Raw genomic sequence first — 26,558 nt, 5'->3', positions numbered from 1 at the left:
CCTGCCGCCCCGCCTGCATCGCAAGCCGATCCCGCAGCGACGGTAGGCTTCGATGCGCTGTTGCAGGCAGGCATTGTACAGACCGAAGAAATCGCGCAGCATTTTGTCAAGCATCTCTGCTTGTACTTTGCTCGGCCTGAGCCGGTATTTGTAGCTGCGGACGGACGCGCGATGATTGTAGGACAGTATCCTTGTCTTGCAAGCCTCACATCACGTCTGGCCCGCATTCCCCCGCCGTCTGAAGGCGACGGCTCCCTGCCGAGGTGATTATGGAGGGGTAAATGCGGCAGCCCCACGCAATGCCCACATGGTCACGTGGAAAAATTTCGGGGCTGATGTAACGGCTCGCGCGGCAGATCCGAAATCAAGAACGGGAGCAGCAAGCTTGAACCTCACCGAAAGGATTTCATCATGAGCGGCGAGATGATCCCCGTCGTCTCCGGCATTGCCATGATCGACGGACTTGCGGGTTGCGCCCTCGCCGGGCGGTTCTACAATGTTCCGCTGCGCTTCCGACCTGGGGTGCGCCCGACGCCGCACCGCAATCTGGAAGCACCCGACACCGTCCAGAGCGCCAGGTCGGTCGACGTCGCGCCTCGCCGTCCTGCACTCGTCGGCCGGAACGGCCAGGCGCGCACTCCTGACGCGACGATCGGGACCGAGCTGAGCCGCCGGAGCCGGCTCCGGCGAGGCTGAGCGTACGAGAGCCGGGCCCGCCCGCCATCATGGTTCGAGAGAGCCGTCGCTGTGCCACGCCGTGACAACTGTCGCCCGAGAAGTATTCACAAATGTGGAGGGCTCGCCGTGCAGCTCGAATGCTCAAGACGATACATGAAATAGCCTTACAATAAGGATGAGCAGATATGAGACATCCAGTGACATCGCTCGTCGTTGCCGCAGCAATCACGGCAATAACGCCATATGCCGCCTCCGCCGGCCCGAACGGTATAGACAACATCAAGCTTTACCAGTTGAACATGGGGCATTCCGTTGCCCCGCGGCCCAACGTCAACCTGGACAGGAATTCGACGGGTTCGGTCAGCCGCATCCCTTGCAGTGAGAGCACGAAGCGTCGGGGTCGAGGCCGACAGTGATCCGGCCTCGACCGACCCCGCTTCTTGGCCGATGAACATCGGCGGTCACCATCATGGGGAACACCTCCTTGTCGGCCTCGCCTGAGTTCGGGATCCCGCCTCGCTATCTCGACGAGATCCGCCGGTTTCCGATGCTGGAGCCGACGGAGGAGTACATGCTCGCCAAGAGCTGGCGCGAGCATGGCGATCGCGACGCCGCCCACAAGCTCGTCACGTCCCACCTGCGGCTCGTGGCCAAGATCGCCATGGGCTATCGCGGCTACGGCCTGCCGATCGGCGAGGTGGTGTCCGAAGGCAATGTCGGCCTGATGCAGGCCGTCAAGCGCTTCGACCCCGACAAGGGCTTCCGCCTCGCCACCTACGCCATGTGGTGGATCAAGGCGGCGATTCAAGAATACATCCTGCGCTCGTGGTCGCTCGTGAAGATGGGCACCACCGCCAACCAGAAGAAGCTCTTCTTCAACCTGCGCAAGGCGAAGGGCCGCATCTCGGCCCTCGACGAGGGCGACCTCAAGCCCGATCAGGTCAAGCAGATCGCCACCCGCCTGGGCGTGCCCGAGCAGGACGTGATCGACATGAACCGCCGCCTCAGCGGCGACGCCTCGCTCAACGCCCCCCTGCGCGAGGAGGGCGAGGGCGAGTGGCAGGACTGGCTCGTGGACGACAGCCCGACCCAGGAGACCGTGCTCGCCCGCGAGGAGGAGGGGCAGAACCGCCTCGCCGCCCTGCGGGACGCCCTCGACGTCCTCAACCCGCGCGAGCGGCGCATCTTCGAGGCGCGGCGCCTCGCCGAGGATCCGATCACCCTGGAGGATCTGTCGAGCGAGTTCGGGGTCTCGCGCGAGCGCGTGCGCCAGATCGAGGTGCGCGCCTTCGAGAAGGTCCAGGACGCGGTGCTGGCCGAGGTGTCGCAACGCGAGGTGCTGAGGAACCGGCTGCAGATAGCCTGACTGCCGGCCTTTGGCGTGCACGAACTAGCCTCGATCCGGGTGGCCTGTCGCCTGGACGCTTGATCCGAGCCCACAAAACCGGTTCGTTCGGAGCTAGAGGCTGTTACGGACCGGCGGGTGCGCCATTTTTGGAGGGATGCAGTCGCGCCGCTCCTACCCCTCCGATGTCAGCGATGAAGAATGGGCGCTGGTCGCGCCCTACCTAACGCTGCTGCCCGAGACCGCTGCCCAGCGCGAGCACAGCTTGCGGGAGGTGTTCAACGGGCTGCGCTACGTGGTTCGCTACGGCGTGGCGTGGCGCGCCATGCCCCACGACCTGCCGCCCTGGCACGCCGTCTGTGACCAAGCTCAACGCTGGCTGCGGGCCGGCTGCTTTGACAGCCTGGTCCACGATCTGCGCGCCGTGTTGCGCCTGGCTACGGGCCGGGCCGAGGAGCCCTCCGCCGTCGTGCTCGACAGCCGCACCCTGCGCTCGACGCCCGAGAGTGGGGCTCGCGCTGCCTGGGACGGACACAAGCGCACGCGCGGCTCGAAGCTGCACGCGGCGGTCGATACGCTCGGCCAGGTGCTGGCGCTGCACGTCACGCCCGCGGATGCAGATGACCGCTCCGCCGTCGCTGTGCTGGCTGACGCCGTGCAGGAGGCGACCGGTGACAGCGTGGACCTCGCCTATGTCGATCAGGGCTACACGGGCGAGCGCGCCGCGAAGGCGGCGGCCGACCACGGCATCGCCCTGGAGGTGGTGAAGCTGCCCGAGGCCAAGCGCGGCTTTGTCCTGCTGCCACGCCGATGGGTGGTGGAGCGTGCCTTCGCCTGGATGGCGCGCTTCCGCCGCCTGGCCCGCGACTACGAACGCCTGCCCACCACCCTCGCCGGACTGCACCTCGTCGCCTTCAGCGTCCTCCTCCTCCGCAGGGCCGCAGACTTCGCTGCAGTCCGTAACAGCCTCTAGAGTTTTCCGCGCCCGAAGCCCTCGGCTGGGAGGAGCGGAAGACGATGAAGACATCCAAGTTCTCGGACGCCCAGAAGGCGTTCATCCTGAAGCAGGGTGCCGACGGCGTGCCGGTCGCGGAGATCTGCCGTAAGGCCGGCATCAGCCAGGCGACCTACTTCGGCTGGAAGAAGCGCTACGATGTTCTCGTTCCTGACGCTTGCCGACGCCGCGGAAAAGATGGAGGACTGGCTCAGGTACGACAACACGGAGCGGCCGCACGGCGCGATCGGCCATAAGGTGCCGGCCGCGTTGCTGAACCGCGGTGGCGGCCCAGCCCGCCACCCTGATCGAAGGCCGGAAACTCCAGCTTCCGGCGGTCCAGCGTTGGGGCTCGGATCACAGGATGCCGAACTCTACTCTCCGCTGGCTGAGATCACGGGGGGCACGTCAATCCCATCGCGAGGCCGACATCCGCCGCGGCGAGCGCCGGGGCGTCGTTGACGCCGTCACTGGTCATGGTGATCACCTGCCCCGCCGTCTTGTGGCGCTCGACCAGGGAGGGCTTTTGTCGGGCAATGGCTTCGCCTCGATCTCCTCGATGCCGAGCCGGTGGGGCTCCAGCGGTCCGTCGTTCGGAAACCCGGTCCCGTGAAATCTTCGTCCTCGAACGGCACCGAAGCCATGGACGCCTCCGTGGCTTCGTTTCTCTCGCCCCTGAAGACGAAATCGCCACTCCTTTGCGCGACATCGCAGCCCGACGGACCGGCCTTGTGCACCTCAGCCGGAATCGGCATAAACACCGCAATGGACTTCAGGGGTCGGCATAGCCGTCGCTTCGCGGCGCAGGAGTGGTGGGCGCTCGGTGCCCGCGCGCTCGTGCTCGCCTTGGCACTGTTCATGGTCGCCCCGGCCGCAGGAGTCGGGGAGGACCTCGCGTTCCATGCCTCCCGCCCCCACGGCCTGACCGAGATGGCGGCCCTGGACGCGACCGCACCCGCCGAGGCCGCCGGCCCGGGCCTGGCCTGCCACTTCCATTGCGGCTGCCACCAGGTGGCGCCGCTTCAGGTATCTGCCGACGTCACGCCGACGCCGGAGTTCGCAGGCCTGGTCTATGCCCGGGTCGCCGAGATTCCGACCCCCATCGCTTCCGACCGCTTGGCACGACCGCCCCGCGCGTGAGGTGACCGCGCGCCCGCTTCGGCGCGTTCGTCCGGCTGCCGAACCCGGCGCCGGGCCCGTCCCTCCACCTGAACCTACGGGATCGACTGCGGCCGCCCAGCAAGGCCGTCCGGCATCCCGGTCGAGCGGTCACCATGCGTATCCTCCTGTTCGCGGTCCTCCTGGCCGCCGGCATCGCCATCGGCGCCGCCGTCCCCGCCGTCACCGGCTTCGTGCAGGGCAGCCTTTACGCTGCCGGCCTGCCGAAAGACCTGTTCGCGTTCACCGCGGGCCCCGTTCCCGCCAAGCCCGAGCCCGCGGAGGCCGAGGCCGCGCACGACGACGACCACGGCAAGAAGCCCGAACCTTCCACGGCCGCATACGGCCGCGGGAACGGGAAGCACGGGCATGAGGCGGGCGAGGAGCACGCCGGGAAGGGAGTGATCAGGATGAGTCCCGAGCAGGTTTCGGGGCAGGACATCTCCGTCGTGAAGGTCGAGGGCGGCACGCTTGCTCGGCACCTTCTGGTACCTGGCACCATCACCCCCGACACCGACCGGATCGCCCGCGTCCCGGCCCGGGTCGTCGGCACGGTCGCGGAGATGCGCAAGAGGCTCGGAGACCGGGTCGCGAAGGACGAGGTCGTCGCCGTCCTCGAAAGCCGTGAGGTCGCCGACGCCAAGAGCGAGTACCTCACCGCCTCCGTGCGGTCCGAGCTCGAGAGGACGAACTACGACCGGCAGCAGGCGCTCTGGGACAAGCGGGTTTCGGCCGAGCAGGCTTACCTGCAGGCCAAGGCGGCCTACACGGAGGCCACCCTGCGCGTCGACCTCGCCCGCCAGAAGCTCTCCGCCCTCGGTCTGAGCGCGACCGAGGTCGCGGCCGCGCAGAAGCGCGACGAGGCGACGCCGAACCAATCCACCCTGCGCCGCTACGAACTCCGCTCGTCGCTCGCCGGCCGCATCGTCGAACGCAAGGTCGACGTCGGGACGAAGGTCGGCGGCGAGGGGGACCCTGCCGACGTCTACACCGTCGCCGACCTCTCGACCGTGTGGATCGAGCTCTCGGTGCCGACCACCGAACTCGCCAAGGTGCGTGAGGGCGCGCCGGTCGCCGTCACCCCGGCACAGGAGGGCGGGGGCCGTCACGCCGACGGCAAGGTCGTCTTCGTCAGCCCCTTCCTGAACCCGGACACCCGCTCGGCCCGGGTCATCGTCGCCCTGCCGAACCCCGATCTTGCCTGGCGCCCCGGCACCTTCGTCACCGCGGAGGTCGAGATCGCGCATGACGCGGTCGAAGTACGCGTCCCGAAGGCCGCCCTGCAGACCGTCGAGGGCAAACGGGTGGTCTTCGTGCGGACCGAGGAGGGCTTCGAGAAGCGCGAGGTCGAGCTCGGGCGCTCCGACGACGATTCCTACGAGGTCGTCTCCGGGCTGAAGCCGGGCGAGGAGATCGCGGTCGCCAACTCCTTTCTTCTCAAGGCTGAGCTCGGCAAGGGCGAAGCCGAGCACGAGCACTGAGGGGAACGGACATGATCAGCCGCATCCTCGACTTCTCGGTCCGCCAGCGCTGGCTGGTGCTGCTCCTCTCGCTGTTGGCGGCCGGCTTCGGTGGCTACGCCCTGACCAGGCTGCCCATCGACGCGGTGCCCGACATCACCAACAACCAGGTGCAGATCAACACGGTCGCGCCCTCGCTCTCGCCGGTCGACATCGAGAAGCAGGTCACCTACCCGGTCGAGACTGCGCTCGCCGGCATCAAGGGCCTGGAATACACCCGCTCGCTCTCGCGCAACGGCTTCTCGCAGGTCACCGCCGTTTTCGCGGAGAAGCTCGACATCTACTTCGCCCGCCAGCAGGTCGCCGAGCGCCTGTCCCAGGTGAAGGGCGAGTTGCCCCTCGGGGCCGAGCCGCAGATGGGCCCGATCTCGACCGGTCTCGGCGAGATCTACATGTGGTCGGTCCACTACGCCAAGCCGGGCGAGCGCAAGGTCTCCGACCGGGGCAAGCCTGGCTGGCAGCCCGACGGCAGCTACCTGACGCCCGAGGGCCAGCGGCTGCGTACCGAGCTGGAACAGACCGCCTACCTGCGCACGGTCCAGGACTGGATCATCCGGCCTCAGATCAAGACCGTCCGCGGCGTGGCCGGGGTCGACGGCATCGGCGGCTTCGAGAAGCAGTACCACGTCCAGCCGGACCCCACGAAGCTCACCGCGCTGGACCTGTCCTTCGGCGACGTCGCCCGCGCACTCCAGGCCAACAACGCCAACCAGGGCGCCCGCTACCTGGAGGACAACGGCGAGGGTTACGTCGTGCGCGCCGCCGGCCGGTTGGAGAGCATGGAGGAGATCGAGAACGTCCTCGTCACCACCCGGGGCGGCGTTCCGGTTCGCATCCGAGACATCGCCGAGGTCCGCATCGGCCGCGACCTGCGCACCGGCTCCGGCAGCGAGGACGGGCAGGAGGTCGTGGTCGGCACCGCCCTGATGCTCATCGGCGAGAACAGTCGCACCGTCTCGGCCGCGGTCGACGCCAAGATGGACCAGATCCGGCGCTCCCTTCCGCCAGGCGTCGAGGTGCAGACCGTCCTCAACCGGATGCTGCTCGTCGAGGCGACCATCCGCACGGTCGCCAAGAACCTGTCCGAGGGCGCGGCCCTCGTCATCGTCATCCTGTTCCTGCTGCTCGGCAACATCCGGGCCGCCATCATCACGGCGCTCGTCATCCCGGTCGCCATGCTGATGACCATGACGGGCATGGTCGAGGCGCGGATCTCGGCCAACCTGATGAGCCTGGGCGCCCTCGACTTCGGCCTCGTCGTCGACGGTGCGGTCATCATCACCGAGAACGCCCTGCGCCACCTCGCCGAGCGCCAGCACGCGCTCGGGCGCACGCTCGCCTTGGAGGAGCGCCTGCAGACGGTGCGGGCCTCGGCCGAGGAGATGATCAAGCCGTCGCTCTACGGGCAGGCCATCATCATCCTGGTCTACGTGCCGCTCCTCACCTTCACGGGCGTCGAGGGCAAGATGTTCGAGCCCATGGCGCTGACAGTCATCATCGCCTTGGCGGCCGCCTTCATGCTGTCGCTGACCTTCGTGCCGGCGCTCATCGCCATCGTCATCACCGGCAGGGTGACAGAGAAGGACAACCTCATCATCCGCGCCCTCAAGGCGGCCTACCGGCCGGTCCTCGCCGCCGCGGTCCGGGTGCCGTTCGCCTTCGTCGGCGCGGCCCTGCTGCTGCTGGTCGGGGCGGGCATCCTGTTCACCCGGCTCGGGACGGAGTTCATCCCGCAACTCGATGAGAAGAGCATCGCGCTCAACGCCACGCGCATTCCCTCGACCTCGCTGACGCAGTCGCAGGCCATGCAGCTCAAGGTCGAGGAGGTCGTCTCGAAGTTCCCGCAGGTGGCCTACGTCTTCTCGAAGACCGGCACCGCGGAGGTCGCCACCGACCCGATGCCGCCGAACTCGTCGGACACCTTTGTCATCCTCAAACCCCAGGAGGAGTGGCCCGACCCGGGGCTTTCGAAGGCCGAGCTCCAGGAGCAGATCGAGAAGGCGGTGGGCGAGCTCGCCGGCAACGTCTACGAGTTCTCGCAGCCCATCCAGCTGCGCTTCAACGAGTTGCTCGCCGGCACCCGCGGCGACCTCGCCGTGAAGGTCTTCGGCGAGGAGTTCGAGCCGATGCTGAAGGCCGCCAACCAGGTCGCCGCCATCCTACGCGGCATCTCGGGGGCCGAGGACGTGAAGGTCGAGCAGACCGCGGGCCTGCCCTTCCTGGAGATCGAGATCAACAAGACCGAGGCCGCCCGTCTGGGGCTCAGCACCGGGGCCATCCAGGAGGTCGTCGGGGCGGCCATCGGCGGCAAGGAGGCGGGTGTCGTCTTCGAAGGCGACCGGCGCTTCCCCATCGTGGTGCGCCTCACCGACAAGGTGCGCGAGGACCGGGAGGCTCTGGAGAACATCCCGGTACCACTGCCGCCGGGTCCGAACGGTCGGGCGAGTTCGGTGCTCCTGAAGCAGGTGGCGAGCTTCTCCGTCACCGAGGGCCCGAATCAGATCTCCCGCGAGAACGGCAGGCGCCGCGTCGTGGTCACGGCCAACGTGCGCGGCCGAGACATCGGCTCGCTCGTCGCCGAGGCTCAGGCGAAGGTCGGATCGCAGGTGCAGCTCCCGCCGGGCTACTACGTGACCTGGGGCGGGCAGTTCGAGAACCTCGCCTCGGCCAAGCGGCGGCTGATGGTCGTGGTGCCGGTCTGCTTCTTCATGATCTTCCTGCTGCTCTACTCGGCCCTGGGCTCGCCGCGGGACGCTCTCCTGGTGTTCAGCGCCGTGCCGCTGGCGCTGACCGGCGGCATCGCCGCCCTGTGGCTCCGTGACATGCCCGTCTCGGTGCCTGCCGCGGTCGGCTTCATCGCGCTCTCGGGCGTGGCGGTGCTCAACGGCCTCGTGATGCTGACCTTCATCAAGCAGCTCATGGCTGAGGGGCGGCCGCGGCGCGAGGCCATCCTGGAGGGGGCGATGACCCGGCTGCGGCCAGTGGCGATGACGGCGCTGGTTGCCTCGCTCGGCTTCGTGCCGATGGCTCTCGCGACGGAGACCGGCGCCGAGGTGCAGCGGCCCCTGGCGACCGTGGTCATCGGCGGCCTGATCAGCGCCACACTCCTGACTCTGGTGGTGCTGCCGGCCCTCTACGCCCGTTTCGGCGGGAAGGACGTCGCGGCGCCGGGTGACACGCCGTCGTCCGAGGCCGGAGGGCGCGAGCCGCTCCGGCAGGCCGCCGAGTAGCGGCAATGCCGCGGAGCATCCCGGTGGCGCTTTTCTGGCTCGGCCTCCTGTCCGCGACGACGGCGCAGGAGGCTCCCTTCGGCCTCGCGTGGGGACCGGTCGCCGTGGTGCCGCGCCCCCTCAAGGCCGAGCGCGAGGCGAACCTGACCGCGCTGTTCTATCCCCGTGGCTGGGGGCCGGCCAACGGTTCCGGAACGGCCGAAGTGTTCCTGATCGTATGCCGGGAGCAGGGGCTGCAGCAGGTGGTCTGGGTGGGCCTGCCCCTGTCCGGGGAGGCCCTGGCGAGGGCGCGCCGGGCCATACGCGAAGAAGGAGTCCGCCGTTACGGCGAGCCCGACCCGGGGCCTGCGGACGATTCCGAGGTCTGGCGCGGCGGACGGGCCCTCCTGGCGAGCCGGGATGCCGGGGACGGGCGGCGCGAGCTGGTCATGACCGCGTTCGGCCCCGGCTACGCGGCCTGCTCCGAGACCCACCGCGCCGAGACCGGTCATCCGGCTGGCGGGCACGTCGCCGACCTGATCGGCACCGGCGGCCCCTGAGGCCGCGCAACCGCCCAAGCGTCACGCCACACAGGAAGCAAATCATGGGACACGGACACTCGCACGGGAGCGGCCTCGGGCATTCGCACGGACGCGGCATCCCGACGGGTTCGGCGGCGGCCAGGAACAAGGGCCGCTTGGCCTGGGCGCTCGCACTGACGCTGGCCTACATGCTGGCGGAGATCATCGGCGGCCTCCTCACCGGCAGCCTCGCCCTGCTGGCCGACGCCGCGCACATGGTCACCGACGCCGGCGGCCTCGCGCTCTCGCTGCTCGCCATCCACTACGCGGGCAAGGCGCCGACGCCGGGCAAGAGCTTCGGCTACATGCGCTTCGAGATCCTGGCGGCGCTCGCCAACGCCGTCGTGCTGCTCGGGGTGACGGCCTACATCCTCTACGAGGCCTACCGCCGGTTCGTGGAGCCGACTGAGATCCTCGGCTGGCCGATGATGCTGGTCGCGGTGGTCGGCCTCGGCGTGAACCTCGCCAGCATGAGGCTGCTGGCCGGCGGCTCGTCCGAGAGCCTGAACGTCAGGGGCGCCTATTTCGAGGTGTTCTCCGACATGCTGGGCTCGCTCGGCGTCATCGTCGCCGCCCTCGTGGTGATGGCGACCGGGTGGCGCTGGGTCGACCCACTCGTCGGGGCCGGCATCGGCCTGTTCATCGTGCCGCGCACCTGGCGCCTGCTGAGCGAGGCGCTCCACATCCTGCTGGAGGGCACGCCCCCGGGGGTCGACCTCGGCAGGCTGAAGGCGGAGATCGAGGCGATGCCCGGCGTGCGGCGCGCCTACGACCTGCATGCCTGGACGCTGACCTCGGGCTTCGACGCGCTGAGCGGGCACGTGGTCGTGGACGACGTTTCCGCGGGCCCCGGCCTCATCCGGACGGTCCGTCGCCTGGTGAAGGAGCGCTACGGCATCGAGCACGTCACCGTCCAGGTGGAGGACGAGGCGCTCGCGGCCGAGGCCGCCCGCCTTCCGGTCTGAGGGGGCGCGGTCATGGCAGGCAAGAAGCTGGCGCGCCTGACGGAGCAGTGGGGAAGCAACCCGCGCGGCCGAAGGCGCGCCCGCCCGCATGTCAGGAGGAGGGCGGGCCGTGACCTCCTGAAGGTGGCGATGCTGGTTCTCCTGGCAATCGGGCTGCTCGTGCTCCTGGGCCGCCTCACCTGATCAGGGGCGCCGGGTCCAGCGGTCGAAATTCGATATCCTGATACCTGCCGCGAGGGGCTGCTTTCGGCCTCGCTCGGCTCTTTTCGCTGACAAGCTGCAACGACCAGAGCTGGCGACAACTCCGCCCGCTGAAGCAGGCGGCTTCCCGGTGCAGCTACGCGGCAACCCGCCCGCTGACGCACCGAAGGCCGTGTCCCGACCCGAGGCCGAAGGCCCGGTGATGCACGACCATCGCCGCCGCCACGTCGCGATCCAGCACGCACCCGCAGGCGCAGGCGTGTACTCGGGTCGAGAGCGTCTTGGCCTCGAGCGTCCCGCACTCGGGGCAGGTCTGGCTCGTTCCGCGCGGATCGACCAGCACGACCTCGGCACCGCCACTCCCAGCCATGTGTAGGCTTCGATGCGCTGTTGCAGGCAGGCGTCGTAGAGACTGCAGAAGTCGCGCGGCATTGCATCAAGGGCGGCGGTCTGCGCTCGGTTCGGTCGAAGCCGATACTTGTAGGAGCGGACCTGCATGGTCTTGGTGTGCTCGGTACGTTCCACGGGTCAAGCGAGCATCACCAGACCTCCGCATTTCTCCGTCGCCTGATGGCGACGGTCCCCTGCGAAAACCAATTTATGGAGAGTGGGGTATGCGCCCGTTCGGCAGGGCTCCTCCACCGTCCAGACATCTTCTGCTGGACGCTTCGGGGGAGCGCGCGCCGCGGCGCCGGCCGGCCCGGACAGGGCTGCGGAAGGTGGCCCCGCGCCGTTCCGGCAGGACGCCTAGTAGTCGCGCTGGCTCAGGCGTCCGGGGCCGCTTCATACCCCCCGGATGCCGCCGGCTTTCAGCCGATCCGGCCGAGCGCCGGGAAGGTCTCCAAGATGAGCGAGGCCATGTCGGTCATACGGCCGGTCACCATCAGCAGGCCCATGGCCACCATGACGCCCCCGCCGGCCACCTGAAGCGCCCGTCCGACCCAGCGCAGGATGCGAAGGCGCGCGACGAAGCCGGACAGGAACAGGGCCGCGGCCATGAACGGCACGCCGAGGCCGAGCGAGTAGACGGTGAGGAGGATGACGCCCTTGCCCGAGGCCGACGACGCCGTGACCGCCAGGATGGCACCGAGAACGGGGCCGATGCACGGGGTCCATCCGAAGGCGAACGCCGTCCCAAGGAGGTAGGCGGCGACGGGGCCCCGACCCGGCGGGTCGCCGTGCCAGCGCAGCTCGCGCTGCAGCCAGGCCGGCCGCAGCAGACCGGCCATGAACAGGCCGAACAGGATCACCAGCAAGCCGGAGGCGAGGTTCAGCGCCTCGCGGTGGGCGAGCAGGGCGAAGCCGACGGCGCTCGCTCCCGCGCCGAACGCGACGAAGACGGTCGTGAACCCGAGCACGAAGCAGAGGCTCAGGCCGAGCGTGCGCAGGCTGCCGCGCTCGCCGGCGGCGGACTGGCCGGCCACGTAGGACACGTAGCCCGGGACCAGGGGCAGCACGCAGGGTGAGAGGAAGGACGCGGCTCCGGCGGCGAAAGCCGCCAGGAGGCCGACGCTGGCGGCATCTATGGCCATCGGCGTCAGACCTGACTGGAAGGATGTAGGCCGCTCATTCCCGTCCCTCGCCGGCCGTGGCGAATGTCTTGGGAAGGCGCCGCTCCGTCTCGGCTACTGCGGGCCGTGGCGACGCCCCCGCCTTCAGCGCAGCCCCGACGCGAGTGGGCTCCCGCCTGTCGGTGGCGGCGACCGGACCGGCGGCCGGCATCGCGATCTCGCGCGGGCCTGCGGCCAGGGCCTCGGGACGGCTCACCTCGCCTAGCCCGCCTCCGGCCGCCATCAAGGTCTCGCGGAACGACCGGTGCTGTCCACCATCCTCGTACACCAGCCGGATGGCCGGCGTGCCGGCCGCCACGAGGGCGGCGACCTGCCGCTCGTCTTCCGCCTGCTTCCGGGCGACCGCGCCGGCCGTGGCGCCGTCGGCGTCCGCGTCGAACACGTAGCGGCCGCCCGCCACGCCGACGACCGGTTCGGCTTTCGTGATCTCGAACCGGTCGGACCCTTCCTTGATGTTCCTCCAGAACGCGATGTTCGGATCCTGCCGATGCCGGGCCAGGTTCTCCGGGGTCATGCGGAACGGGTAGGACTGGAACTGGACGGCGCGCTGCCCGCCCGCGAACGCCTCGCGCACCACGGCGTAGAGCTCCGAGATCGCCTCGTCCGTCATCGCGAAGCAGCCCCGCGACGAGCAGGAGCCGTGCACCATCAGGTGCGCGCCCGTGCGTCCCAGGGAGCGGTCGTAATCGTTCGGGTACCCGAGGTTGAACGAGAGGTAGAGGCTCGAATTCGGGTTCATGGACGCAGGCGTGACTGAGTAGAAGCCCTCCGGGGCCTGCCGGTCCCCTTCCCGGGTCTTGGGCCCGAGCTGGCCCGACCAGCGGCACATCGGATACGTCTTCAGGAGCGCGTACCTGCCGTCCGCGCCGCGCTTCCAGAGCTCGATCTCGGACTCCTTCTTGTAGGCGCGCATGAGGATCGGGTCGGCGGGCGACACCCCCTTGGCCGACATCAGGGCCAGGGTCGCGGGCGGAATGGGCGCCAGGTGCCGAGTCGAGGCCGCGTACTGTCCGTCCTGGCAGGCGGACAGCGCCAGGAGGAGGGCCAAGCCGAGCGTCGTCTTCTTCAGCATGTCGGCCTCGCTGGTGTCGGCGTTCGAGCCTGGACCCGAAGGGTTGATGCCATGTTGTCGTGGCTGAGGTTCGGCGGAATCTGGACTCTCATGGGACCGGCTCCCCGGCACCGGGGTGGCTCCGCCGCAGCGGAAGTCCTTCGAGGAGCAGCAGGACGACGCCCGCGGAAATCCAGACGTCCGCCAGGTTGAAGGTGAACCAGCGGATGCCGCCCGTGTGCAGGTCGAGGTAGTCGGTGACCGCCCCGTCCATGAGCCGGTCGAGGAAATTGCCCGCGGCCCCGCCCGCTATGGCGGCGAGGCCGAGGCGTTCGAGCCCGCCTTTCGCGGCCAAGGCCCAACCGACGACAAGGCAGGTGAGCGTGCCTTGGATGCCGAGGAGAAGCGCCAGGGAAGAGGGATCGTACGCCGGGAACAGGCTGAAGCTGATGCCGTGGTTGAACGACAGGCTCAGGTCGACGAAGGGCACCCGGCCCCGGACGGCACCCTCGACCAGCCACGCCTCGGCCACCGCCTTCGCGCCGAGGTCGACGGCCGCGGCGGCCCCCGCCACCGCGGCCACGGTCCCGACCCGGGCCCACCCTGACCGGGAGATCATCAGGCCCTCAGGAGACGGAGCGCGTTGGCCGTCACCAGGACGGTCGCGCCGGTGTCGGCCAGGATGGCGGGCCACAGGCCGGTGATGCCGGCGATGGTCGTCACCAGGAACACCGCCTTGAGGCCGAGCGCGATGGCAACGTTCTGACGGATGTTCCCCAACGTCGCCCGGGACAGGGCGACGAGGGCGGCCACGTCTCCCACGCGGTCGTTCAGCACCGCGGCGTCCGCCGTCTCCAGGGCCGCGTCCGTGCCGCCGCCCATCGCGATGCCGACGCTGGCGGAGGCCAGGGCAGGCGCGTCGTTGATGCCGTCGCCGACCATGGCGACCGGACCCATCTCCTTCAAGGCCGCGATCTCGGCGAGCTTGTCTTGCGGCAGGAGCTCGGCCTTCACGTCGAGGCCGAGTTCGGACGCGACCGCCTCGCCCGTGCGGCGATTGTCGCCGGTCAGCATCACGCTGCGCACGCCCAGCTTCCGCAGGGCCGCGATGCCGGCCGCCGCGTCGGCGCGGGGTTCGTCCCGGACCGCGATGGCGCCCAGCGCCTCGGTGCCGCGGACGACGATGACCACCGTCTTGCCGCCGGCCTCCAGGTCCGCGACCGCGCGGTCCGCCTGCGGGCCGAGCCGGACGCTCTCCGCGGCATGGCGCGGCGAGGCGACGAGCACCGTCTGGCCCATGACCGTGGCCTGAACCGCCTTGCCGGGGATGGCGCGGGCGTCGTGCGTCGGCCGCAGCGGCACCCCGTCCTCGTTCGCCCGGTCCAGGATGGCGCGGGCGATCGGGTGGCTGGACCCGTTCTCGACTGCGGCGGCCAACCCGAGGACCGACCGTTCGGACGCGTCCGGCGCGAGGGCCAGGATGTCGGTGACCCGCGGCCGTCCGGCCGTCAGGGTCCCCGTCTTGTCGAACGCCACCGTGCGCACCCGCCCGATGACCTCCAGCGCCGCGCCGCCCTTCACGAGTAGCCCGCGCCGGGCTCCGGCGGCCAGTCCCGATGCGATCGCGGCCGGCGTCGAGAGCACGAGGGCGCAGGGGCAGGCGATGAGGAGGAGCGCGAGCCCCCGGTAGATCCAGGTGCCCCAGTCGGCACCGAGCAGGAGTGGCGGCAGGACCGCGACCGCGGCCGAGAACGCGAAGGCGATCGGCGTATAGACCGCGCTGAACCGGTCGATGAAGCGCGCCGTGGGCGACTTCGATGCCTGCGCCTCCTCGACCAGGTGCAGGATGCGGGCGACCATGTTGTCCGCCGCCGTCCTGGTGACGCGGATCTGCAGCGCGCCGTCGGCGTTGACGCTGCCCGCGTAGACCGTGTCATCGACCTTCTTGGGCTTCGGGACCGACTCGCCGGTGATGGGGGACTCGTCGAGGCTCGACGAGCCATCCGTGATCACCCCGTCGGCGGGCACGCGGTCGCCCGGCCTCACCACGACGACCTGCCCGACCGCGAGCGACGCCGCGGGCACCTCCCGGATGCTGCCGTCGGCTTCGACGAGGCGGGCGGTCTTCGGCACCAGGGCCGCGAGCGCCTTGATGCCCGCGCGTGCCCGCCCCGCCGCCACGACCTCCAGCATCTCGCCGACCGTGAAGAGCAGCACGACGATGGCGGCCTCCTCGGCCGCGTGGATGGCGAGCGCCCCCGCGGTCGCCACCGACATCAGCATCTCAATGGAGAAGGGCGTGCCGGAGAGCGCCGCCGAGACCGCGCGGCGGCCGTAGTACGCGAGCCCCACGAGGGCGCCCGGCCAGTAGGCGTACTCGCCCGCCATGCCCGGCGCGACGCGCTCGACGAGGAAGCCGGCGACGAACAGGACGCCGATGAGGATGCCCAGCAGCGCCTTGCGGCTCCGCCAGAGCGGCGGCTCGGCATCCTCCACGGTCTCGGTCGCCAGGGCGGCACCCTCGGCCTGCGCCTTGGCCAGGTCCGCGGCCGTGGGCAGCGGCGCGACGCCGTATCCGAGGCGCTCGATGCGGCCCTCCAACTCCGCCCTCGGGGTCGCGGCCTCGTCGAGCGCCAGGTCGAGGACTTGGCTGCCGTAGTTCACGCGCACGTCCGCGACGCCCGGCAGCCGCGAGACGGCGGTCTCGATCTTCCCGGCGCAGGTCGGGCAGTCCATGCCCTTGACCTTGTAGCGAAGGACCTGGGCACCGCTCGTGGGAGAAGATGGCGCGTCCGTGGGGGCGGCTAGGTTCATGCTGCGCTCCGTCCGCCCGGCTCCTGGTCCGGACTGGGAAGGCCACCTACATGCACCCTGTAGTCACTATAGGGTCAAGGCCATGGCACGTATCTCTTCCATGACCATCGGCAGCCTCGCGGAGGCGACGGGGACGCGCGTCGAGACGGTGCGATGGTACGAGAAGATCGGGCTTCTTCCTTCGCCGGCACGGTCGAGCGGGAACTACCGGCTCTACGGTCCCGAGCACCTGCGCCGGCTGAGCTTCGTCCGGCGGAGCCGCGCCCTCGGATTCACGGTGGAGCAGATCCGGGATCTCCTCGCATTGGCCGACGACCGGGAGCGCTCCTGCGCCGAGGTCGACACCATCGCCCGCGCTCATCTCGCCGACGTGGAGCGCAAGCTGGCCGACCTGACCAGGCTCGCCTCGGAACTGCGCGAGGTCATCGGGCAGTGCGGCTGCGGGTCGGTCGCCGATTGCCGCATCATCGAGTCCCTCTCCCCTTTGGGCGGGCCAGCGTAGGGGACATGCCGCCGCTTCAGTGTGCGACGTACGGGGCCATCAGCACGCGGCTCTCGACTGCCTATTGGCCACGAACCCGCAGCACGCCACGGCGTGGATGGCGGCCGTGGCCATGACGAAGGCGCGACGCGCTGCAGCCCGGACGGCAGGCTTGACCCAGCGTCACCGCCCGGCGAACCTCTGGCCCCAGGAATGGTGTTCCGACCGCGCCATCCGGTCCCTCTCGCTCCTTGCGCCTGCGAGATCGCATCGAGGCTACCGGAAGTCGCGGTCGAGGTTGGAGCCGCCGTGGCACGGCCTGAGCCGCGCTCAGGTCTCAGGCCAACTCAGCACCGCGGTACCGGGCGAAGACGCTTCTGGTTTCCGGCCCGAAGAGGACGACGTCGTAGGTGTCGGGCTCCATGCCCTCGACCTCCATGCCGGGCGAGCCGACCGGCATGCCGGGGACCGCCAGCCCGGCGCCCTTGGGCTTCTCCGCGAGCAGGCGCTTGATCGCCCCGGCCGGCACGTGCCCTTCGACCACGTAGCCCCCAACCTGGGCCGTGTGGCAGGAGGCGAGCTCCCGCCGCACCCCGAGGCGTGCCTTGAGCGGGTTCACGGGCGCCTCGGTGACGGTCACGGTGAAGCCGGCCTCGCGCAGATGGTCGACCCACCTCTGGCAGCAGCCGCAGCTCGGGTCCTTGGTCACGGCCACTTCCGGCAGGCCGGCGGCGAACGCCTGTCGCCCCATGGCCAGCCCGGCCGCCAGCCCCGCGAGCATGGTCCGGCGCGATGGCATCCTGTCAGCCTTCATCGTTCGCTCCTGTCGGTTTCTCATTCGGCGGCCAGAGGCGTCCTCGTGGTCCCCTCGGCCACCGCGGTCGTGGGCGGCAGCCCGCGGCCCTTCACCAGGGCGTAGACTGCCGGGATCACGACCAGAGTCAGCACCGTCGAGGAGACCATCCCGCCGATCATGGGCACCGCGATCCGCTGCATGACCTCGGAACCGGCACCCGTGCTCCAGAGGATCGGGACGAGCCCGGCCATGATGGCCGTCACGGTCATGATCTTGGGGCGCACCCGCTCCACCGCGCCGACCATGATGGCCCGCCGCAGGTCCTCGCGCGCGAGCGGTCGGCCTGCACGGGCGCACCCGGCCCGGACCTCGTCGAGAGCGTGGTCGAGGTAGACCAGCATGGTCACGCCGGTCTCCGCGGCGACGCCGGCGAGCGCGATGAACCCGACCGCCACCGCGACCGACATGTTGAAGCCCATCCACCCACCGGCCTGCCGGTGCGTTTGCCGACGAGGCGCACGGCGACGATGGCCTCACCGACCTTCGCCTCCTGCTGCACGAGCTGGAACTGGTAGTCTTTGATGTCCGCCAGGGCGGGGACGGCGAACGCCGATGCCGACAGGACGGCGCCGAGCAGCGCGGCCGACACGGCGCGCGCGAAAGAGTTCTTGCTCACGGGTGTTGTCTCCTGAACACGATGGTTGGCCACGCGCGGGCGCGCAGCATCGAGCCGGCGCTCACGCCGGCGGCATCGGTTTCAGGCTCGGGGAAGGCTCAGGCAGCGGGGGCCCGTGCACGCTGGCGAAGGACGCCGCAGAGGGCCCAGGCCGGGGCGGCGCGCATGGCTGTCGGCGCTGGAACGGATACCGCAGCCGGAAGCAGGGAGGCGATGCTGGCGAGGCAAAGCACCATCAAGGGGCAGCCCGCCTTGGCGCAGTCCGGCTTCGCCGCCTTCTCGGGCGGGCAGCAGGGCATGTCGTCCATGTCCATCCCGGCCATGTCCATGCCGGTGTGGTCCATGGCGGGCATCGAATCCTGCGAGCCGTGTGCCTGCGCCGTCATGGAGGCGTGCATGCCCGCGGCGGCGGCGGAAGCGGTCGCCGGCGTAACGGCGAGGCTGAGAACCGCCAGGAGCGGAGCAACCGCCGGAGGGCGAGCCAGAACGTCACGAAGCAAGGATGCCAGTTTTCCGGGTCGTGCGGAAGGTCGATGGATGCAAGGGTGCACTTTCCCACCGCGGGAAGGTCATGGGCACACGACCTCCGAGATCGGGTTGGACGGCCTCGAACGGTCCGCCGCGGCCGTCAGTAGCCGTGATGGTGGTGGCCCCGGTCGAAGTGGACTGGGCGGTCGTAGGCGTGGCGGTGGTGCCGCTCGTAGCCGTGGCGGTGGCCGTAGCCATGATGACGATGGTCCCAGTGATGGTGGTGGCGATGGCGCGGGCCGTGCTCGTACCACTGCGCGGAGGCCGCGCCGGGGAGCAGCACGAGGGCGACGGCCATCAGACCTGCGATGGGAAGCTTCATGGGAGGACCCTCCTCGTTCGAGACGTCCCCAGACTGCGCGGGCCGCGTTGAACCGGTTCTGAAGCCGGCGCGCAGCCTCCCTTCAGCCGACGGCGCCGGTCCCGCCGGCACCGTCTTGTCGCGTGCCCCACAAAGCGCATGCCAGGCCGAGGTTCGCCAGGGCGAGCGCCACCAGGAGGCCGTACGCCGCGTCGGCGCCGCCATAGGTGAGGGCCAGGGCTCCGAGCGAGGGTGCCACCGCCTGGGCGGCGAGACCCGGCCGCGCCAAGCGTCCCACGAGCACCGGGTATCGCTCCGGCCCGAACAGGGCGAGCGGCACCGTGCCCCGGGCGATGGAGTAGATGCCGTTGCCCGCCCCGTAGAGCACCAGGGCGAGGCCGACCGCCGGCACGCCCGCGGCCAGGATGGCTAGCCCCAGGGCCACCAGCGCCATGGCCGCGGTCAGGGTCCAGAGCGGGTGATGCCTGCCCTTGTTCGCCATCTCGACGACACGGGCCCCGACCTGGGCGGGGCCGATCAAGGCGCCGTAGGACACGGCCGCGGCGAGCGCGACGCCACGGGCCTGCAGCAACGCGATCAGGTGCACCGAGACCAGCGTCATGACGGTTCCGCCCAGCACCAGGACACCGGCCATCAGCAGGAAGGCACGGCGCTCGCGGAGCGTCAGCGTCCCGTCCGCATAGTGCGCCTCGCCCCCGGCGATCTCGACGCTGGGTGCTCTCGGGATCAGACCGAGCACGAGCGGCAGCGTGACCAGCACATGCAACCCGGCGTAGGCGAAGCAAGCCGACCGCCAGCCGACCTGCTCGACGAGGAAGGCCGAGAGCGGCCAGCAGACGGTGCTGGCGAACCCGCCCCACAGCGTCAGGGTGGCGATGGCCGGGCGCGCCTCGGCACCGTAGAGCCGGCCGAGGGTGGCGAAGGCCGGGTCGTAGAGCCCGCAGCCCATCCCGAGCCCGAGCAGGAGCCAGCCGGCGAGGAAGGCCGGCAGGCCCGGCGCCAACCCCAGCACGACGTGACCCGCCGCCAGCAGCAGGGCCGCCAGGGCCAGCACCGGTCGGCCTCCGTGCCGGTGGATTGCAAGTCCCACGCGCGGCGAGGCGAAGGCTGCCACCAGGAGGCCGATGGAGAGGCCTCCGACCACCCAGGTCAGCGACCAGCCCGTGTCCGCCGCGATGGGGCCGGCAAGCACCGCGGGCAGGTAGAACGACGAGCCCCAGGCGAGGATCTCCACCACGCCCAGGGCGGAGACGACGACGAGGCGGCCGCGCGCCTCAGACCTCACGGGAAGCGGGCTTCAGGGCCGCTCCCTTGCCTGCCGCCCCGCGCTCGTACCAGCCTTGGCTGCGGTTCACGATCCATACGACCGAGAGCATGACCGGTACTTCGATCAGCACGCCGACGACGGTGGCGAGCGCCGCGCCCGAGTCGAAGCCGAACAGGCTGATGGCCGCCGCCACCGCGAGCTCGAAGAAGTTCGAGGCGCCGATCAGCGCCGAGGGACCGGCGACGCAGTGCTGCTCGCCGGTCATGCGGTTCAGGAGGTAGGCCAGCCCCGAGTTGAAGTAGACCTGGATCAGGATGGGCACCGCCAGCAGCCCGATGACCGCGGGCTGCGCCAGGATCTGCTCGCCCTGGAAGCCGAACAGCAGCATCAGCGTGGCAAGCAGGGCGAAGAGCGACGCCGGACCCAGTCTGGAGAGCAGGCGGTCGAGGGCGGCTTGGCCGCCAGATGCCAGCAGGCTGCGGCGGACCACCTGCGCGATCAAGACCGGTATGACGATGTAGAGAACGACGGAGAGGACCAGCGTGCCCCAGGGCACGGTGATGGCCGAGAGCCCGAGCAGCAGGCCGACGATGGGTGCGAAGGCCACCACCATGATCGCGTCGTTGAGCGCCACCTGGCTCAGCGTGAAGTGCGGCTCGCCCCGCGTCAGGTTCGACCACACGAACACCATCGCGGTGCAAGGGGCCGCCGCCAGGATGATGAGCCCGGCGATGTAGCTGTCGATCTGGTCGGCCGGCAGGTAGGGCCGGAACAGGTAGCCGATGAACAGCCAGCCCAGCAGCACCATCGAGAACGGCTTGACGGCCCAGTTGATGAACAGCGTCACGCCGATGCCGCGCCAGTGCCGGCCCACATGGCGCAGCGAGGCGAAATCGATCTTGAGCAGCATGGGAATGACCATGAGCCAGATCAGGGCCGCGACCGGCAGGTTCACCTTGGCGACCTCGGCCTCGCCCACGGCGTGGAAGAAGCCCGGCATGACGTGGCCGAGCGCGATGCCGGCCACGATGCAGAGGGCCACCCAGAGGGTCAGGTAGCGTTCGAAGGTGCTCATGGTGCCTCAAGCGGTGGCGACGCGGCGGCCGCTCTCGTCGACGACGCGCTCGCCGTCCTCCTTCACGAACTCACCCTGCTGCTCGGGCAGGACGTCGAGCACCACCTCGGATGGGCGGCACAGGCGCACGCCCTTCGGGCTGACCACGAACGGCCGGTTCAGCAGGATCGGGTGCGCCTCGACGGCGTCGAGGAGCTGCTCCTCGGTAAGCGCCGGGTCGCCGAGCCCAAGTTCGGCGTAGGGCGTGCCCTTCTCGCGCAGGGCGTCACGGACCGAGAGGCCGGCGCGGGCCAGGATCTGCCGGATGAGAGTTCGGCTCGGCGGCGTCTTCAGGTACTCGACCACGTGGGGCTCGACGCCGGCGTTGCGGATCATCGCGAGCGTGTTCCGGGACGTGCCGCAGGCCGGGTTGTGGTAGATGACGACGTCCATCACGCGACCTCCGGGCGGGCCGAGGTCGCGCCGGCCAACTGGCCGATTTCGCGGATCTTGGACGAGAGGGCGACCTGGTCGAGGCTGCCGAGCGGCAGGGCGACGAAGGCCGCGATGCGGTTCTTGAGGTAGCGCTGGGCGGTGACGAAGGCGCGCTTGCGCTCCATCTCGGAGCCCTCCGCCGCGGCGGGGTCCTCGATGCCCCAGTGGGCGGTCACCGGCTGGCCGGGCCAGTACGGGCAGGCCTCGCCGGCGGCGTTGTCACAGACGGTGAAGACGAAATCCATCACCGGCGCGTCGGCCCCGGCGAACTCGTCCCAGGACTTCGAGCGCAGGCCCTCGGTCGGGTAGTCGCTCTCGCGCAGGACCTGCAGCGCCAGCGGGTGCGGCTCGCCCTTCGGCTGGCTGCCGGCCGAGAAGGCGCGGAAGCGACCGCCTCCCTCCTTGTCGAGCATTGCCTCGGCCAAGATCGAGCGGGCCGAGTTGCCGGTGCAGAGGAACAGGACGTTGTAGGCGGGATCAGGCATGGAGGGCGTCCACGGTGGTGCAATCGCAAGCGGCGAGCGCAGCGGCGGCCGGATTGCACACCTCGGGGTGGCCCTGGCAGCAGTCGCGCATGAGGAACTGGACGAGGTCGGACAGGCCGGCGTAGGCGGCGTTGTAGATGACCGACTTGCCCTCGCGCCGGGAGGTGATCAGCCCGGCATGGGAGAGTTCCTTCAGGTGGAAGGACAGGTTGTTGCCAGCCACGCCGACTGTTTCGGCGAGCACGCCCGCGGCGAGGCCGTCCGGCCCGGCGGTGACCAGGGCGCGCACGACCCGGAGGCGATGCTCCTGACCGAGAGCCGCGAAGGCGGCGAGGGCTTGTCGTTCGTCCATCCAATGGCCTACATATCAACTACTGTTGAAATGTAGAGGAATGAAGCGCCTTGGACAAGCCCCAGCAGCCGTTCTTGGACGGGATGCCGAACCTGAGCGAGGCGCACTTCGAGGTGCCGAAGGCGGAGCGGGTGCAGGCGTCGACGCCGCTCGACCATGCGCCCCGCTTTCTCATCCTCTACGGCTCGCTGCGTGAGCGATCGTTCAGCCGATTCCTCGCCAACGAGGCGGCGCGGCTTCTCGAGGCGATGGGCGGGGAGGTGCGCTTCTACCACGCGCACGGCCTGCCGCTGCCCGACGACGCGGCCGCCGACCATCCGAAGGTGCAGGAGCTCCGCCAGCTCTCGCTTTGGTCCGAGGGCCAGGTATGGGTCTCGCCGGAGCGCCACGGCAACCTGACGGGCGTGATGAAGAGCCAGATCGACTGGCTGCCCCTGAGCGAGGGATCCGTGCGGCCGACGCAGGGGCGGACGCTCGCGGTGATGCAGGTCTCGGGCGGCTCGCAGAGCTTCAACGCCGTGAACAGCCTGCGCGTGCTCGGCCGCTGGATGCGGATGATCACCATCCCGAACCAGTCCTCGGTGCCGATGGCCTACAAGGAATTCGACGACGCTGGCCGCATGAAGCCGGGACTGCTCTACGACCGAGTGGTGGATGTGTGCGAGGAGCTGATGAAGTTCACCCAGCTGACCCGCGGGAGAGCGGACTACCTCGTCGACCGCTACTCCGAGCGCAAGGAGCTTGAGCCTGAGCGGCTCAGGGCAGTCGCAGCGGATGTGGGCTTCGTGAAACGCTGACTGACCGCATCGCCCGCTCCCACGGCGGTCGGCCCGACAGCACCATCCGATGGAAGTGCGCGTTCATGGCCACGGTGCCGCTCGGGCCGCCCTTCAGTGGCGAGAGGATCCTGGTGCACCGGACGCCGCCGCGTTCGGCCACGACGTCGATGACGCGTGCAGCCGTCACCTTCTGGCTGCATTCGACCAGCGAGACGCCGCCGGCCGACGGGTCGAACCTCGGGAGGTCCGGGCAGCGGCCGGCGCGGATGGCCTGCGCGACGACGGGAATGCCGGACGCCTCCGTCTGCCGCCTGATCGTCTTCAGCGCGTCCTTCGGAACGGCGGAGACCTCGACGGGAGCGTGCAGGGTGAGGCCGAACCCGATCGGCGGCAGCTGCGCCGCGTCGCCCACGAGCAGGAGTCGTCCGCTCTCCGGCATCGCCCGCAGGATCCGGTAGAAGGTCGGCAGGTCGAGCATCGAGCTCTCGTCGACGACGACCAGCGCTTCGGGCCCGATGACGATGTGTCTGGCCTCGGCTGCCTTCAGGAAGGCCGCGATCGTGGAGGCCTTCCGGCCGGTCGCCTCCGTCATCCTGACAGCGCGCCGGCGGACGCCGGACATGCCACCCATGCTGCCGGCTTCGATCCGGCGCGCGGCGGAAACAGGCCTTGGCGTCCGCCGCCCGCATTCGGAGCTTGCTCCGGGTCACGGTCCTCTGCAGGCCGCGCGTTCAGCAGGGTACGCGGTGGGTCGTCTGGGTCTGCGTCGTCGGCCGGGGCTCGTCGCCCGGCCGATCGCGGAGCCCGGAACGAGGCGAGCAGTCCGGTGCGGGGCGTGGAGCTGACACGCAATTCCACGCCACGATCCGGATAGCCTCATATTCGACGCCGAGACAGGGCGCGAACTCGGGCACGATCTGGTGGCGCAGGCGCAATCCCGCCCGGAGCGTCGAGAGGCCCGAGCCGATCCCGAGCTCGGGCATGTTCCGGACGGCGAGGTTGAACCCGACCGCCGGCTGGAGGATCGGCTGGTTGGTGATGCGCCGATAGCATTCGGCTTCCTGCCTCGCCGTTACGACGCCCTTGTCCGACAGGAACAGCGCGCCGTCGACCTCGAACCAGTATCGCGCGAGCCCGTGGACGCCGACGACGAGGTGCGTGCGCTCGGGATCGGGCCGGAAGTCGTGGCGGGCTCCGACCTGGACGTTGAGCCACGGATCGATCGCCCGGCTATGGAGCGCCTGCAGCTCGGCCGGCTCAGGGCTCTCGCCGAAGACGCTCTTTCCCCTCGGACTCGAGTCGAAGCTCTTGAGATGAACGCCTCCTGCGCCTGCCCGCACGCTTCGACTCGCAACGCCGCTGGCGGATGCCTCCCGCCGAGAGGCCGGCAAACCGCGTGTCCGCCACCCGAACCCCCAGGGTGACCCGTGTACGGCCAGTCAAGATGTGGTAGGTTGGGTTCGTGAAGTGGTTTGCTCGCCATATCTGCAGGCTCTTGGTTGCGGCCTTTATGGTCACAGCCCTGGCGTTGCCTGCTGCGGCACATGTCCAACGCGGGCATGCGCACGGCGCCAGGCAGACGACTTGGGAGCGGCTCGCCAGCACAGTCACTCGCGGCGCCGTGGCGCGGGTCCCCCACTGCGCGGGCAAGCGAGCATCGGACGCCGCCCACCGCACTGGCTGCTGCACGGGCTGCCTCTGTCACGCGCCCCTGTTGGTACCCGAGACCGAGCCGGTCTCCCAGTCCTGGCGCTACTCGCGGCCGGTCGCTTGGTCAGCGGACGACGGCCACCCAGACGCAGTCCTCGAAGCGTTGCGGAAACCTCCGAAATCCTTCGCGTAGCATGCGCTTGCGCGCTCGAAGCGGCTTCGTGCCGACGAGGGCGTGGAGTGTAGAGTGTAGACCTGCGAGGGGAAATATTGCCAAGCGCTTTCACACTGTCGCTGCGGCAGCCGCCGCGCCGATGCCGCCATGCATCCAATTCGGCGGCCCCTCGCCCATAAGCATAGCAATCATGGATGTCGTCCTGGCTCCGCCAACGCTGGTTTCGGGGCGACGGAACCTGATCCACTCGCTCGCCCCGGGCCACGCACGCCTGCGGCGCAGCTTCGACATAGGAAGATTCCATCATGGCAAGTGCACGTTCGAACGACGATGTCCTGACACTGACGGCTGAGGTCGTCTCCGCCTACGTGCGGGGCAATGCCATACGTGCGGCGGACGTCCTCGACCTGATCAGGCTCGTGGAAGGAGCCCTTCGGGCCATCGTGGCCGGCCCGGCGGCCAACCAGCCGGCTGCGTCCGCGACGGCGCCGACGCCGCCCGTCGCGATCAAGAAGACGGTGACGCCCGAATACATCGTCAGCTTGGAGGACGGCAGGCCCTACAGATCACTCAGGCGGCATCTGGGCACGCGCGGGCTGACGCCTGAGCAGTACCGTCAGAAGTGGGGCCTCCCGCCAGATTATCCGATGGTGGCGCCAAGTTACTCCGCGCGGCGCTCCGAGATCGCCCTGCGCATCGGACTCGGCAGCCGCGCTGGCCAAGAGGCGGTCGCGAAGGCTTGAGCGCATCCGTCGCACGGACGGCCTTTCCGCTGAGCCCGCCCTGGCGCCGGCCCCGACGGCCTGGGCGGGCCCAGGCGTGAGGGAGCAGCGTGCCTCCGACCCGGTTCTCCAGGCCCGCCGCTCAGGGGCTCGGAGCGTACCCGGCCTCGGGAGGAGCTGCCAGGGCCGCCTCGGCGTCCCGCCCGATGGCGATCAGGGTCCGAGGCCGCAGTTCCGAGACCAGCCACTCGAGCAGGTGGCGGGCCGCCTGCCGCTCCCGACAGGTATGGCAGCGATTGGGTAGCGGGTCGCCGGACGCGTGCGGGTGGAGCGGGAAGACGTTCCAGAGGACCGTCGGGCGTTGCAGGTCCCCTGCGGAACCTGGTGCGCGACACCGAGCGGACGGACAAGGTCCTTCTCGGGCGTGAGTGCCCCTACTGGGGCGGGTCGGGCCCGCTCGTTCCCCGGGAATTGCGGGATCTCGTCCACGGTACGCAAGGGCACCGGTACCAATTCGCACCTGACCGGGTGGACGCTTTCGTGGCTTGGCTTCGCGGCGTGCCAAGCCGTGGCTTGCTGGGACGGCCGGCGAGCTGGTGTGCCTGATATCGGATGCCGCGGCGTGGCGCCCGCCGAGAGCCATCCGCCCGCGGGCGATGGCGCGCACGGTGCGGCGGATTACCCGGCGC

The 26,558-nt window shown here is 69.9% G+C and carries 28 protein-coding genes and 4 pseudogenes; 14 read left to right on the top strand and 18 right to left on the bottom strand.

Translation table 11 applies throughout. The features are described 5' to 3' along the window. Window positions 1-102, bottom strand: a 102-nt coding sequence (locus MFF61_RS22470; RefSeq protein WP_238239021.1) for a hypothetical protein, incomplete at its 3' end; no start/stop codon positions are given. Between the two features lie 309 nt (window positions 103-411). Here MFF61_RS22470 and MFF61_RS22465 point away from each other — a divergent pair. From MFF61_RS22465 to MFF61_RS22420, 10 genes and pseudogenes are all read left to right on the top strand, one after another. After that, a complete protein-coding gene (locus tag MFF61_RS22465; RefSeq protein ID WP_238239015.1) occupies window positions 412-696 on the top strand; it encodes a hypothetical protein in 285 nt (94 codons plus the stop codon). 451 nt (window positions 697-1,147) lie between these two features. Then, on the top strand, window positions 1,148-2,044 hold the full coding sequence (rpoH, locus tag MFF61_RS22460) for an RNA polymerase sigma factor RpoH (protein ID WP_373324784.1): 897 nt from the start codon (window positions 1,148-1,150) through the stop codon (window positions 2,042-2,044). Window positions 2,045-2,180: 136 nt separating this feature from the next. Continuing rightward, the gene (locus tag MFF61_RS22455) at window positions 2,181-2,996 is read left to right on the top strand and encodes an IS5 family transposase (RefSeq protein WP_238239013.1); all 816 of its coding nucleotides are present in this window, start codon (window positions 2,181-2,183) and stop codon (window positions 2,994-2,996) included. 44 nt (window positions 2,997-3,040) lie between these two features. Further along, window positions 3,041-3,205 (top strand): annotated as a pseudogene (locus tag MFF61_RS22450) (transposase); the annotation flags it as partial. Between the two features lie 577 nt (window positions 3,206-3,782). Further along, complete coding sequence (locus MFF61_RS22445; protein WP_238239011.1) at window positions 3,783-4,157, top strand: hypothetical protein; 375 nt, start codon at window positions 3,783-3,785, stop codon at window positions 4,155-4,157. A 134-nt stretch (window positions 4,158-4,291) separates the two neighbouring features. Next, the gene (locus tag MFF61_RS22440) at window positions 4,292-5,656 is read left to right on the top strand and encodes an efflux RND transporter periplasmic adaptor subunit (protein WP_238239009.1); all 1,365 of its coding nucleotides are present in this window, start codon (window positions 4,292-4,294) and stop codon (window positions 5,654-5,656) included. 11 nt (window positions 5,657-5,667) lie between these two features. Continuing rightward, window positions 5,668-8,925 (top strand): efflux RND transporter permease subunit, encoded by a 3,258-nt coding sequence (locus MFF61_RS22435; RefSeq protein ID WP_238239007.1) that lies wholly within the window; start codon window positions 5,668-5,670, stop codon window positions 8,923-8,925. Between the two features lie 5 nt (window positions 8,926-8,930). Continuing rightward, entirely contained in the window at window positions 8,931-9,464 is a 534-nt protein-coding gene (locus tag MFF61_RS22430; RefSeq protein ID WP_238238987.1) for a threonyl-trna synthetase, read from the top strand. Window positions 9,465-9,508: 44 nt separating this feature from the next. Then, window positions 9,509-10,450 (top strand): cation diffusion facilitator family transporter, encoded by a 942-nt coding sequence (locus MFF61_RS22425; protein WP_238238985.1) that lies wholly within the window; start codon window positions 9,509-9,511, stop codon window positions 10,448-10,450. Between the two features lie 12 nt (window positions 10,451-10,462). Then, a complete protein-coding gene (locus MFF61_RS22420; RefSeq protein WP_167350692.1) occupies window positions 10,463-10,633 on the top strand; it encodes a hypothetical protein in 171 nt (56 codons plus the stop codon). Between the two features lie 154 nt (window positions 10,634-10,787). Here the strand turns inward: MFF61_RS22420 and MFF61_RS22415 are convergent, their stop codons facing one another. From MFF61_RS22415 to MFF61_RS22395, 5 genes are all read right to left on the bottom strand, one after another. Then, window positions 10,788-11,021 (bottom strand): zinc ribbon domain-containing protein, encoded by a 234-nt coding sequence (locus MFF61_RS22415; RefSeq protein ID WP_238238974.1) that lies wholly within the window; start codon window positions 11,019-11,021, stop codon window positions 10,788-10,790. A 439-nt stretch (window positions 11,022-11,460) separates the two neighbouring features. After that, on the bottom strand, window positions 11,461-12,183 hold the full coding sequence (locus MFF61_RS22410) for a cytochrome c biogenesis CcdA family protein (protein ID WP_238238964.1): 723 nt from the start codon (window positions 12,181-12,183) through the stop codon (window positions 11,461-11,463). A 34-nt stretch (window positions 12,184-12,217) separates the two neighbouring features. Continuing rightward, on the bottom strand, window positions 12,218-13,294 hold the full coding sequence (locus MFF61_RS22405) for a L,D-transpeptidase family protein (RefSeq protein WP_048442324.1): 1,077 nt from the start codon (window positions 13,292-13,294) through the stop codon (window positions 12,218-12,220). Window positions 13,295-13,382: 88 nt separating this feature from the next. Beyond that, window positions 13,383-13,892 carry a signal peptidase II gene (gene lspA / locus MFF61_RS22400; RefSeq protein ID WP_290365900.1) on the bottom strand — a complete coding sequence of 170 codons (510 nt, stop codon included), beginning with the start codon at window positions 13,890-13,892 and terminating at the stop codon, window positions 13,383-13,385. Continuing rightward, complete coding sequence (locus MFF61_RS22395; RefSeq protein ID WP_238238959.1) at window positions 13,892-16,087, bottom strand: heavy metal translocating P-type ATPase; 2,196 nt, start codon at window positions 16,085-16,087, stop codon at window positions 13,892-13,894. Before MFF61_RS22395 ends, lspA begins: the two co-directional genes overlap by 1 nt. A 100-nt stretch (window positions 16,088-16,187) precedes the next feature. Here MFF61_RS22395 and MFF61_RS22390 point away from each other — a divergent pair, with 100 nt between their 5' ends. Next, the gene (locus MFF61_RS22390) at window positions 16,188-16,589 is read left to right on the top strand and encodes a MerR family transcriptional regulator (protein WP_048442327.1); all 402 of its coding nucleotides are present in this window, start codon (window positions 16,188-16,190) and stop codon (window positions 16,587-16,589) included. Between the two features lie 316 nt (window positions 16,590-16,905). Here MFF61_RS22390 and MFF61_RS22385 read toward each other — a convergent pair whose 3' ends face one another. The 10 genes and pseudogenes from MFF61_RS22385 to MFF61_RS22340 all read right to left on the bottom strand — a co-directional run bounded on the left by MFF61_RS22385 (window position 16,906) and on the right by MFF61_RS22340 (window position 22,543). Then, entirely contained in the window at window positions 16,906-17,382 is a 477-nt protein-coding gene (locus tag MFF61_RS22385; RefSeq protein WP_238238956.1) for a DUF411 domain-containing protein, read from the bottom strand. A 20-nt stretch (window positions 17,383-17,402) separates the two neighbouring features. Beyond that, window positions 17,403-17,846 (bottom strand): annotated as a pseudogene (locus tag MFF61_RS22380) (efflux RND transporter permease subunit); the annotation flags it as partial. Between the two features lie 2 nt (window positions 17,847-17,848). Beyond that, window positions 17,849-18,040, bottom strand: a pseudogene (locus MFF61_RS22375) (FixH family protein); the annotation flags it as partial. Between the two features lie 61 nt (window positions 18,041-18,101). Then, window positions 18,102-18,533, bottom strand: a pseudogene (locus tag MFF61_RS22370) (hypothetical protein). 135 nt (window positions 18,534-18,668) lie between these two features. Continuing rightward, window positions 18,669-18,890 carry a hypothetical protein gene (locus MFF61_RS22365; protein WP_048442330.1) on the bottom strand — a complete coding sequence of 74 codons (222 nt, stop codon included), beginning with the start codon at window positions 18,888-18,890 and terminating at the stop codon, window positions 18,669-18,671. A gap of 82 nt (window positions 18,891-18,972) precedes the next feature. Then, window positions 18,973-20,175 carry an MFS transporter gene (locus MFF61_RS22360; RefSeq protein ID WP_238238952.1) on the bottom strand — a complete coding sequence of 401 codons (1,203 nt, stop codon included), beginning with the start codon at window positions 20,173-20,175 and terminating at the stop codon, window positions 18,973-18,975. Next, window positions 20,165-21,232: an ACR3 family arsenite efflux transporter gene (gene arsB, locus MFF61_RS22355; protein ID WP_238238941.1), complete on the bottom strand. Its 1,068-nt coding sequence runs from the start codon at window positions 21,230-21,232 to the stop codon at window positions 20,165-20,167. The genes MFF61_RS22360 and arsB overlap by 11 nt, the downstream gene beginning before the upstream one ends. Window positions 21,233-21,238: 6 nt before the next feature. Next, a complete protein-coding gene (gene arsC, locus MFF61_RS22350; RefSeq protein WP_048442333.1) occupies window positions 21,239-21,664 on the bottom strand; it encodes an arsenate reductase (glutaredoxin) in 426 nt (141 codons plus the stop codon). Beyond that, a complete protein-coding gene (locus MFF61_RS22345) occupies window positions 21,664-22,191 on the bottom strand; it encodes an arsenate reductase ArsC (protein ID WP_238238931.1) in 528 nt (175 codons plus the stop codon). Before MFF61_RS22345 ends, arsC begins: the two co-directional genes overlap by 1 nt. Then, window positions 22,184-22,543 carry an ArsR/SmtB family transcription factor gene (locus MFF61_RS22340; protein ID WP_048442335.1) on the bottom strand — a complete coding sequence of 120 codons (360 nt, stop codon included), beginning with the start codon at window positions 22,541-22,543 and terminating at the stop codon, window positions 22,184-22,186. The genes MFF61_RS22345 and MFF61_RS22340 overlap by 8 nt, the downstream gene beginning before the upstream one ends. A 50-nt stretch (window positions 22,544-22,593) precedes the next feature. Here MFF61_RS22340 and arsH point away from each other — a divergent pair, with 50 nt between their 5' ends. After that, window positions 22,594-23,340 carry an arsenical resistance protein ArsH gene (gene arsH / locus MFF61_RS22335; RefSeq protein ID WP_238238928.1) on the top strand — a complete coding sequence of 249 codons (747 nt, stop codon included), beginning with the start codon at window positions 22,594-22,596 and terminating at the stop codon, window positions 23,338-23,340. Here the strand turns inward: arsH and MFF61_RS22330 are convergent. Together MFF61_RS22330 and MFF61_RS22325 are read right to left on the bottom strand one after the other, a co-directional pair. Further along, a complete protein-coding gene (locus MFF61_RS22330) occupies window positions 23,300-23,944 on the bottom strand; it encodes an AAA family ATPase (RefSeq protein ID WP_048442337.1) in 645 nt (214 codons plus the stop codon). The genes arsH and MFF61_RS22330 overlap by 41 nt on opposite strands. 109 nt (window positions 23,945-24,053) lie before the next feature. Beyond that, window positions 24,054-24,662, bottom strand: coding sequence for a copper resistance protein B (locus MFF61_RS22325; RefSeq protein WP_238238908.1), 609 nt, complete (start codon window positions 24,660-24,662; stop codon window positions 24,054-24,056). A 790-nt stretch (window positions 24,663-25,452) separates the two neighbouring features. Between MFF61_RS22325 and MFF61_RS22320 the strand changes: the two genes are divergently transcribed. Together MFF61_RS22320 and MFF61_RS22315 are read left to right on the top strand one after the other, a co-directional pair. Further along, window positions 25,453-25,890 (top strand): Ros/MucR family transcriptional regulator, encoded by a 438-nt coding sequence (locus MFF61_RS22320; RefSeq protein ID WP_238238905.1) that lies wholly within the window; start codon window positions 25,453-25,455, stop codon window positions 25,888-25,890. A 363-nt stretch (window positions 25,891-26,253) separates the two neighbouring features. Further along, window positions 26,254-26,475: an Nmad2 family putative nucleotide modification protein gene (locus MFF61_RS22315; protein ID WP_238238901.1), complete on the top strand. Its 222-nt coding sequence runs from the start codon at window positions 26,254-26,256 to the stop codon at window positions 26,473-26,475. Window positions 26,476-26,558 lie beyond the last annotated feature (83 nt).

The organism is Methylobacterium isbiliense, from assembly GCF_022179325.1.
GTDB classification, from domain to species: Bacteria; Pseudomonadota; Alphaproteobacteria; order Rhizobiales; family Beijerinckiaceae; genus Methylobacterium; species Methylobacterium isbiliense.
The sequence above is the reverse complement of the archived record's forward strand: the minus strand, read 5'-3'. Positions and strand labels throughout refer to the sequence as shown.

Excerpts from the sequence above, each read along its gene's own strand:
- MFF61_RS22465 (WP_238239015.1), top strand. The coding sequence starts at position 412 with ATGAGCGGCGAGATGATCCCCGTCGTCTCCGGCATTGCCATGATCGAC.
- rpoH (WP_373324784.1), top strand. The coding sequence starts at position 1,148 with ATGGGGAACACCTCCTTGTCGGCCTCGCCTGAGTTCGGGATCCCGCCT.
- MFF61_RS22455 (WP_238239013.1), top strand. The coding sequence starts at position 2,181 with ATGCAGTCGCGCCGCTCCTACCCCTCCGATGTCAGCGATGAAGAATGG.
- MFF61_RS22445 (WP_238239011.1), top strand. The coding sequence starts at position 3,783 with ATGGACTTCAGGGGTCGGCATAGCCGTCGCTTCGCGGCGCAGGAGTGG.
- MFF61_RS22440 (WP_238239009.1), top strand. The coding sequence starts at position 4,292 with ATGCGTATCCTCCTGTTCGCGGTCCTCCTGGCCGCCGGCATCGCCATC.
- MFF61_RS22435 (WP_238239007.1), top strand. The coding sequence starts at position 5,668 with ATGATCAGCCGCATCCTCGACTTCTCGGTCCGCCAGCGCTGGCTGGTG.
- MFF61_RS22430 (WP_238238987.1), top strand. The coding sequence starts at position 8,931 with ATGCCGCGGAGCATCCCGGTGGCGCTTTTCTGGCTCGGCCTCCTGTCC.
- MFF61_RS22425 (WP_238238985.1), top strand. The coding sequence starts at position 9,509 with ATGGGACACGGACACTCGCACGGGAGCGGCCTCGGGCATTCGCACGGA.
- MFF61_RS22420 (WP_167350692.1), top strand. The coding sequence starts at position 10,463 with ATGGCAGGCAAGAAGCTGGCGCGCCTGACGGAGCAGTGGGGAAGCAAC.
- MFF61_RS22415 (WP_238238974.1), bottom strand. The coding sequence starts at position 11,021 with ATGGCTGGGAGTGGCGGTGCCGAGGTCGTGCTGGTCGATCCGCGCGGA.
- MFF61_RS22410 (WP_238238964.1), bottom strand. The coding sequence starts at position 12,183 with ATGGCCATAGATGCCGCCAGCGTCGGCCTCCTGGCGGCTTTCGCCGCC.
- MFF61_RS22405 (WP_048442324.1), bottom strand. The coding sequence starts at position 13,294 with ATGCTGAAGAAGACGACGCTCGGCTTGGCCCTCCTCCTGGCGCTGTCC.
- lspA (WP_290365900.1), bottom strand. The coding sequence starts at position 13,892 with ATGATCTCCCGGTCAGGGTGGGCCCGGGTCGGGACCGTGGCCGCGGTG.
- MFF61_RS22395 (WP_238238959.1), bottom strand. The coding sequence starts at position 16,087 with ATGAACCTAGCCGCCCCCACGGACGCGCCATCTTCTCCCACGAGCGGT.
- MFF61_RS22390 (WP_048442327.1), top strand. The coding sequence starts at position 16,188 with ATGACCATCGGCAGCCTCGCGGAGGCGACGGGGACGCGCGTCGAGACG.
- MFF61_RS22385 (WP_238238956.1), bottom strand. The coding sequence starts at position 17,382 with ATGAAGGCTGACAGGATGCCATCGCGCCGGACCATGCTCGCGGGGCTG.
- MFF61_RS22365 (WP_048442330.1), bottom strand. The coding sequence starts at position 18,890 with ATGAAGCTTCCCATCGCAGGTCTGATGGCCGTCGCCCTCGTGCTGCTC.
- arsB (WP_238238941.1), bottom strand. The coding sequence starts at position 21,232 with ATGAGCACCTTCGAACGCTACCTGACCCTCTGGGTGGCCCTCTGCATC.
- arsC (WP_048442333.1), bottom strand. The coding sequence starts at position 21,664 with ATGGACGTCGTCATCTACCACAACCCGGCCTGCGGCACGTCCCGGAAC.
- MFF61_RS22345 (WP_238238931.1), bottom strand. The coding sequence starts at position 22,191 with ATGCCTGATCCCGCCTACAACGTCCTGTTCCTCTGCACCGGCAACTCG.
- MFF61_RS22340 (WP_048442335.1), bottom strand. The coding sequence starts at position 22,543 with ATGGACGAACGACAAGCCCTCGCCGCCTTCGCGGCTCTCGGTCAGGAG.
- MFF61_RS22330 (WP_048442337.1), bottom strand. The coding sequence starts at position 23,944 with ATGTCCGGCGTCCGCCGGCGCGCTGTCAGGATGACGGAGGCGACCGGC.
- MFF61_RS22320 (WP_238238905.1), top strand. The coding sequence starts at position 25,453 with ATGGCAAGTGCACGTTCGAACGACGATGTCCTGACACTGACGGCTGAG.